Below are 6257 nucleotides of genomic sequence, written 5' to 3' on the forward strand. Positions count from 1 at the left end.
TCCGGTCAGCCGCCTTCGTTGATCCTGTCATATTGATTCGCCGGAGCAGTTGTCAATTTAATTCGACTAAACGTCGGATTTTTATTCTGGAGAGAAATGGGAAGAAATGGCAGATATGCAGGATAATATGGCCGAAAAAAATCCGGCCTTGCATTTTCCTTTTATCCGAAACATTCTCGGATCAACAAAATTTTGCAGGAGAGGACAGGCGTGGGACTCAACGTCAGCGGCCCTTATCGTTATCCGCCCCCCGCGCCCGAATGGCTGGCGCTGCGGGTCGAGGATGTGATCGAGCCGGACCTGCCGATCATCGACGCACATCATCATCTCTGGGATGAGGGCGGCGTCCCCTATCTGCTGCGGGAGATCATGGCCGACGCCGCCAGCGGCCACCGCATCGACGCAACCGTGTTCGTGCAGGCGCATTATGGCTATCGCCCGTCAGGCCCGGCGCATCTCGCCCCGGTGGGCGAGACGGAGAAGGTCGCCGCGATCAGCGCCGCGGCAGGGGCGCAAGGCGCGACCACCGATATTGCCGCCGCGATCGTCGCTTATGCCGACCTGACCCTGGGCGATGCCGTGGACGAGGTACTGGAGGCCCATGCGGCGGCCGCCAACGGCGCCTTGCGGGGCATTCGCCACAGCGTTTCGCGCGATCCGCTCTTTCCCGACGGTATCGTCATCCGGCCTGCCCCCGCGCAATTGCTGGCCGACAGCCGCTATCGCGCGGGCCTCGCCCGGCTATGCGCCCATGGGTTGGTCTATGACGCGATGCTTTATAATTGCCAGCTGTCCGAACTGACCGTCATGGCGCGCGCCCTGCCCCGGCTGCCCATCGTGCTGGACCATATCGGTTGCGTCATCGGCGTCGGTCCCCATGAGGGGCAGGAAGCAGCCATCTTCCAGCGCTGGCTTGCCGACATGACCGAACTGGCGCGCTGCCCCAATGTGACGGTCAAGCTGGGCGGCATGGGCATGATCGTGTGCGGCGCGCGCTGGCACGAACGCCCCGAACCGCCCGGCTCGCAGGAACTGGCCGATGCCTGGCGGCCATGGTTCGAAAGCTGCATTGACCTGTTCGGCGCCGATCGCTGCATGTTCGAAAGCAATTTTCCCGTCGACAAGGCGATGTATTCCTATCGCACGCTGTGGAATGCATTCAAACGCATCGCCAGCGGCGCCAGCGCGCAGGAAAAACATGACCTGTTCGCCGGGACCGCCGCGCGCACTTACGGCATCACGGCAAAGGCCCCGACGCGCCCGGCGGAGACGCTGCATGGCTAATCGCGCCGCCCATCTCTTTGCCCGCGCCGGGGATTGCGCCGACAAGACCGCCCTCATCTTCGAGGACGAGCGCATCGATTTCGGCACGCTCGCCCGGCACGTGCAGGAGGTGGCGGGCGGCCTGGCTCATCTGGGCATCCGCAAGGGCACGCATGTCGGCATATTGATCCCCAGTTGCCCCGATTTCATCATCGTGCAACAGGCGTTGTTCGCGCTGGGAGCGGTGGTGACGCCGCTTAACATTCTCTATCGCCCCAGCGAGATCGCCGATGCGGTGATGAGTTGCGATCTGGCCTGGCTGGTGTCGACGCAGGCGCTGCTCGAACCACTGGACATCGCCCAACCCTTGCCCGGCCTGTCCTTCATCGGGATCGATATGCAGGGTTCGGACGGGCCTGTTCATTCGCTGCCCGCAGCCCTGACAGCATCGCAGCCACTCCAGAAGCTCGCAGACGTCGCGCCGAACGATCTGGCCATGCTGCTGCTGACCAGCGCGACCACCGGCAAGGCCAAGGGGGTGATGCTGAGCTGTGCCAACCTTGCGGCCAATTATGACCGCACGCCGCAATGGCTGGGGCTGGACGGCGATGCGGTCATCCTCTGCGCGCTGCCGCTTTACAATACATTCGGGTTGAATCAGGGCATCAACGCCATGCTGGTGACGGGTGCGACCATGGTTCTGCATCCGCGTTTCGATGCAGGGCACTGTATCGAGGCCATCGCCGCGCATGGTTGCACTTTCCTGCCCGCCGTGCCGACCATGCTGCAAAAGATCGTCGATCACCCAGCCGTTGCGACCGCGCGGATGGAGACGCTGACCCGCATCATGACCGGCGGCGCGCCGGTCCCGCCGGCCCTGCTGCAACGCCTGCTGGCCGCGGCGCCGCAGGCGGAGGTGCTGACCGGCTATGGGCTGACCGAAGGGACCGCGCTCGTCACCCTGACCAGGATCAGGCCGGACGGCAATGGCGCGCCGAGCAATGGCCACACCATCGGCCGGGTGCTGGACGGCATGACGCTGGGCATCATGGATGAGCAGGGCAGGCTGATGCCGGCCGGCGGCATCGGGGAAATCGTGATCCGGGGGCCGAACATGATGGCCGGCTATTATCGCGCGCCGCAGGAAAGCGCGCTCGCGCTGGCGGGCGGATGGTTGCACAGCGGCGACATCGGCTATCTCGACGAAGACGGCCATGCCTATATCGTCGATCGTAAGAAGGATGTGATCATCCGGGGCGGGCAGAATATCTATCCTGCGGACATAGAGGAAGTCCTCTACCATATACCGGGCGTGGCGGAGGTCGCCGTGGTCGGCATGCCCGACGATCTGATGGGCGAGGTGCCGGTCGCCTTCGTCGCACTGCGGCCGGGCTGCACCCTGTCCGGCGGCGCGATGCTGGAGCGGTGCAGGACGGAACTGGCGCCGTTCAAACTGCCCTTCGCCATCCATGTGCGCGACGAACTGCCCAAGGGACCGACCGGCAAGATCCTGCGCCGCGCGCTGCGGCCCGGGAAGATCGCGCGCTAGGCCATGGCCGAACCCCGCTCCCGCTTCATCGCCGTGGCAGGCACGCGCCGTCACATGCTGATATGGGGCGACCCATCGGCCCCTCCGCTGTTGCTGGTCCACGGCCTCCTCGACCATGCCCATAATTGGGACTGGATCGCCGCCGCGCTCGCCGACCGCTTCCATATCATGGCACCGGACCTGCGCGGTCATGGCGACAGCGACTGGACCGGGCCCGCATCCTATTCGCTCGCCAATCATGTGATGGATCTGGCCGATATCGTGCATGCGCTCGATCTGCGCGACATCCGGCTGGTGGGCCATTCGCTGGGTGGACAACTCGCCCTGCGTCTTGCCGCCACCTATGCCGACAGGGTGCAATCGCTCTTCATCATCGAAGGGGTCGAATTGCCGATCGTGCGGGACCAGCGCGAGGCGGCGCAGCCATACCCCGCGCGCCTGCGACAATGGATCGAGGGAGAGCGGCAGAACCGGCAGCGCTCCCCGCGAACCTATGCCAGCTTCGCCGAAGCGCAGGCGCGGATGGCCGGGCATAATCCGGGCATCGATGCCGATACCATCGCCCACCTCACCCGGCATGGCGTGGTCGCCCTTGCCGATGGCGGGTGGCGCTGGAAATATGACGACGCCTGCCGCCAGCGCGCGCCCGAAGACGCCCATGGCATCGAGTTGGATGAAATCCTCTCCGCCATCGCCTGCCCCACGCTGCTTGCCTATGGTGAGCGAAGCTGGATTCCCGTGCCGCCGTCCGATCGGCTGGCGCGCATCCGCGACCATCGCCTGATCCATTTTCCCGACGTCGGCCATTGGCTGCACCATCAATCGCGCGATGCCTTTCTGGCCGTGCTGACCGATTTTCTCAAAACGAACGAAAGACGATCCCATGCGTGAAGCTGCCATCATCTCCACCGCCCGAACGCCCGTGGCCAAGGCCGTTCGCGGCGCATTCAACGATACCGACGCGCCCGCGCTGGCAGCCCATGCGGTCAATGCCGCCATCGCCCGCGCCGGGATCGACCCGGACCGCATCGACGACGTCATTTTCGCCGCGGGATCGCAATGGGGCGATCAGGGGTTCAATATTGGCCGGACGGCGGTGTTCGCGGCGGGACTGTCCGACGCCATCCCCGGCGCGTCGGTCGACCGCAAATGCGCGGGCGGGCTGACCGCGCTCGCCTTCGCCGCGCGCGGGATCATGGCCGGGGACATGGATGTGGCGGTCGCGGGCGGGGTGGAGGCCATCACCCACACCCGCGACTATGCCCCCACCCACCGCGCCCGCCCCCGCGCCGTGCTGGACCGCAAGCCCCATGCCTATATGGCCATGATCGAGACGGCGGAAATCGTCGCGGACCGCTACGGCATCAGCCGCGAGGCGCAGGACGCAATCGCCGCCCTCAGTCACCAGCGCGCCGCCGCCGCCGTCACCGCAGGCCGCTTCGCTGACGAGATCGCGCCGATCACCGTCACCAAGAATATCGTGGAAAAGGGCGGCAGCATCTCCGGCACGGAGATACTGACCCTCTCGGTGGACGAGGGCATCCGGGCCGATACCACTGCCGAAGGGCTTGCGCGATTGAAACCCGTATGGCGCGACGGCCAGATCGTGAAGGAGGGCCGCTTCGTCACGGCCGGCAATGCCAGCCAGCTTTCCGACGGCGCATCCGCCCAGATTGTCATGGACCGCGCCACGGCTGAAGCGGAGGGACGCGAAATATTGGGCATCTATCGCGGCTTCCAGTCGGCGGGCTGTCCGCCAGAGGAAATGGGCATCGGCCCGATCTTCGCCATACCCAGGCTGCTGGAGCGCGCCGGCCTGAAGGTCGAGGATATCGGCCTGTGGGAAATCAACGAGGCCTTTGCCAGCCAATATCTCTATTGCCGCGATTTCCTGCGCATCGATCCTGAAAAGATCAATGTGAATGGCGGCGGCATCGCGCTCGGCCATCCATTCGGCATGACGGGCAGCCGGATCGCCGGCCATGCGCTGATCGAGGCGCGGCGGCGCGGCGTGCGCTGGGCAGTGGTTTCCATGTGCGTCGCGGGCGGCATGGGGGCAGCCGGTCTGTTCGAGATTCCGGCCTGAGGAGGATCGCGATGGAAGCCATGCGCTTTGACGAGGATGTCGTCATCATCACCGGCGCGGGCCGGGGGCTGGGCCGTGAACATGCGCTCGCCTTCGCGGCGCGGGGGGCGGCGGTCGTCGTCAACGATATCGGCGTCGAACCCGATGGCGAGGGCGGCTCCGCACAGGTGGCACAGGGAGTCGTGGATGAGATCATCGTAACCGGCGGGCGCGCCGTCGCAGACAGCCATGACGTGACCTCTGCCGAAGGCGCGCGCGCCGTCGTGCAAACCGCGCTGGACGCATTCGGCAAGGTCACGGTGCTGGTCAACAATGCCGGGATCATCGATTTCGGCTCGCTGGAAGAGATCGACGATACCAGCTGGCGGCGCATGATGGCAGTGACGCTGGACGGCAGCTTTCAGATGTCGAAGGCGGTCTGGCCCCATTTCCTGCGCCAGAAACATGGCCGCATCATCAACACCACCTCCAATGCGGGCTTTGCCGGCAATGCGCAGCTCGTCCATTATGGCGCCGCGAAACTGGGGGTCGCGGGCTTTACCAAGGGACTTGCGCAGGAGACGGGCGACAGCGGCATCACTGTCAATGCGATCGCGCCCATGGCGATCACGCGCATGAACCGGGATGCCTTTTTCGGCGGCGCGCAGACGCAGGGGGACGATTGGCAAGCCGACATCCGCGCGGGGAAGCTTCCCATGGGGCCACCCTCCATCGTTTCCCCAGCCGTGTTGTGGCTGGCCCATCGCTCCACGACCGTCAACGGTGACATTTTCAGCGTGTCGTCGGGCAAGGTTGCCCGCGTCGGCTTTGTCGTCGGCGGGGGATATTTCAATCCCGATCATGGCCCGGAAGATTTGCGGGACAATCTGGCGACCGTCCGTTCTCTTGACGACTATCTGGACCCGCAGGACACGAGGGACGAACTGGCCCTCATTCCCAAATTATTCGGTTGAGCGGCACATATCCCGACCGGGTCATGCGTGGACCGCGACGCCATCATAAGGGCTGACAGAGTTCTGCCCGCATCAGCATGACCCATGCCGGGACATGATCCTGAACACGATCGTCGAAAGACAAACGGCGACGGAAGCTACCGCGCTCAGCTATCGGCTGTTGATGTCATGCGCATACTTCGGGTTGATATAGTAGCCTATTCGATCTTTCTGGCCGTCCGACCGCACCCGCATATTTGATGACCGGGCCGAAGGCTGATCCTGTGGGAACGGATCACGACCACGGTGTCCACCAAAGGACAGGGTCTATCGCCCAAAGCGATCTGCGAGCAGAAACGCTGGGCAGCGGCTATTAGGCCGTAAACTCATAAAATGGCTTGAGGATTGGTCGTTTGCGTGATTCAGG

General features: G+C 64.5%; 5 protein-coding genes. All 5 read left to right on the plus strand.

The annotated features are described in order from the left end of the window. Window positions 1-210 precede the first annotated feature (210 nt). From RUH75_RS09000 to RUH75_RS09020, 5 genes are read left to right on the plus strand one after another with little or no spacing between them, the layout of a single operon-like run. Window positions 211-1284: an amidohydrolase family protein gene (locus RUH75_RS09000; RefSeq protein WP_313804716.1), complete on the plus strand. Its 1074-nt coding sequence runs from the start codon at window positions 211-213 to the stop codon at window positions 1282-1284. Continuing rightward, on the plus strand, window positions 1277-2812 hold the full coding sequence (locus tag RUH75_RS09005; protein ID WP_313804719.1) for an AMP-binding protein: 1536 nt from the start codon (window positions 1277-1279) through the stop codon (window positions 2810-2812). The genes RUH75_RS09000 and RUH75_RS09005 overlap by 8 nt, the downstream gene beginning before the upstream one ends. A gap of 3 nt (window positions 2813-2815) precedes the next feature. After that, window positions 2816-3703 (plus strand): alpha/beta hydrolase, encoded by an 888-nt coding sequence (locus RUH75_RS09010; protein ID WP_313804722.1) that lies wholly within the window; start codon window positions 2816-2818, stop codon window positions 3701-3703. Continuing rightward, window positions 3696-4898, plus strand: coding sequence for a thiolase family protein (locus RUH75_RS09015; RefSeq protein WP_313804725.1), 1203 nt, complete (start codon window positions 3696-3698; stop codon window positions 4896-4898). Before RUH75_RS09010 ends, RUH75_RS09015 begins: the two co-directional genes overlap by 8 nt. Before the next feature lie 11 nt (window positions 4899-4909). After that, window positions 4910-5851, plus strand: a complete 942-nt coding sequence (locus tag RUH75_RS09020) for an SDR family NAD(P)-dependent oxidoreductase (RefSeq protein WP_313804728.1) — start codon at window positions 4910-4912, stop codon at window positions 5849-5851. Window positions 5852-6257 lie beyond the last annotated feature (406 nt).

The organism is Sphingobium sp., assembly GCF_032153725.1.
Lineage (GTDB): Bacteria > Pseudomonadota > Alphaproteobacteria > Sphingomonadales > Sphingomonadaceae > Sphingobium.

Bases quoted from the DNA above. Each gene is read 5' to 3' on its own strand.
- RUH75_RS09005 (WP_313804719.1), top strand. From the start codon at position 1,277: ATGGCTAATCGCGCCGCCCATCTCTTTGCCCGCGCCGGGGATTGCGCC.
- RUH75_RS09010 (WP_313804722.1), top strand. From the start codon at position 2,816: ATGGCCGAACCCCGCTCCCGCTTCATCGCCGTGGCAGGCACGCGCCGT.
- RUH75_RS09015 (WP_313804725.1), top strand. From the start codon at position 3,696: ATGCGTGAAGCTGCCATCATCTCCACCGCCCGAACGCCCGTGGCCAAG.
- RUH75_RS09020 (WP_313804728.1), top strand. From the start codon at position 4,910: ATGGAAGCCATGCGCTTTGACGAGGATGTCGTCATCATCACCGGCGCG.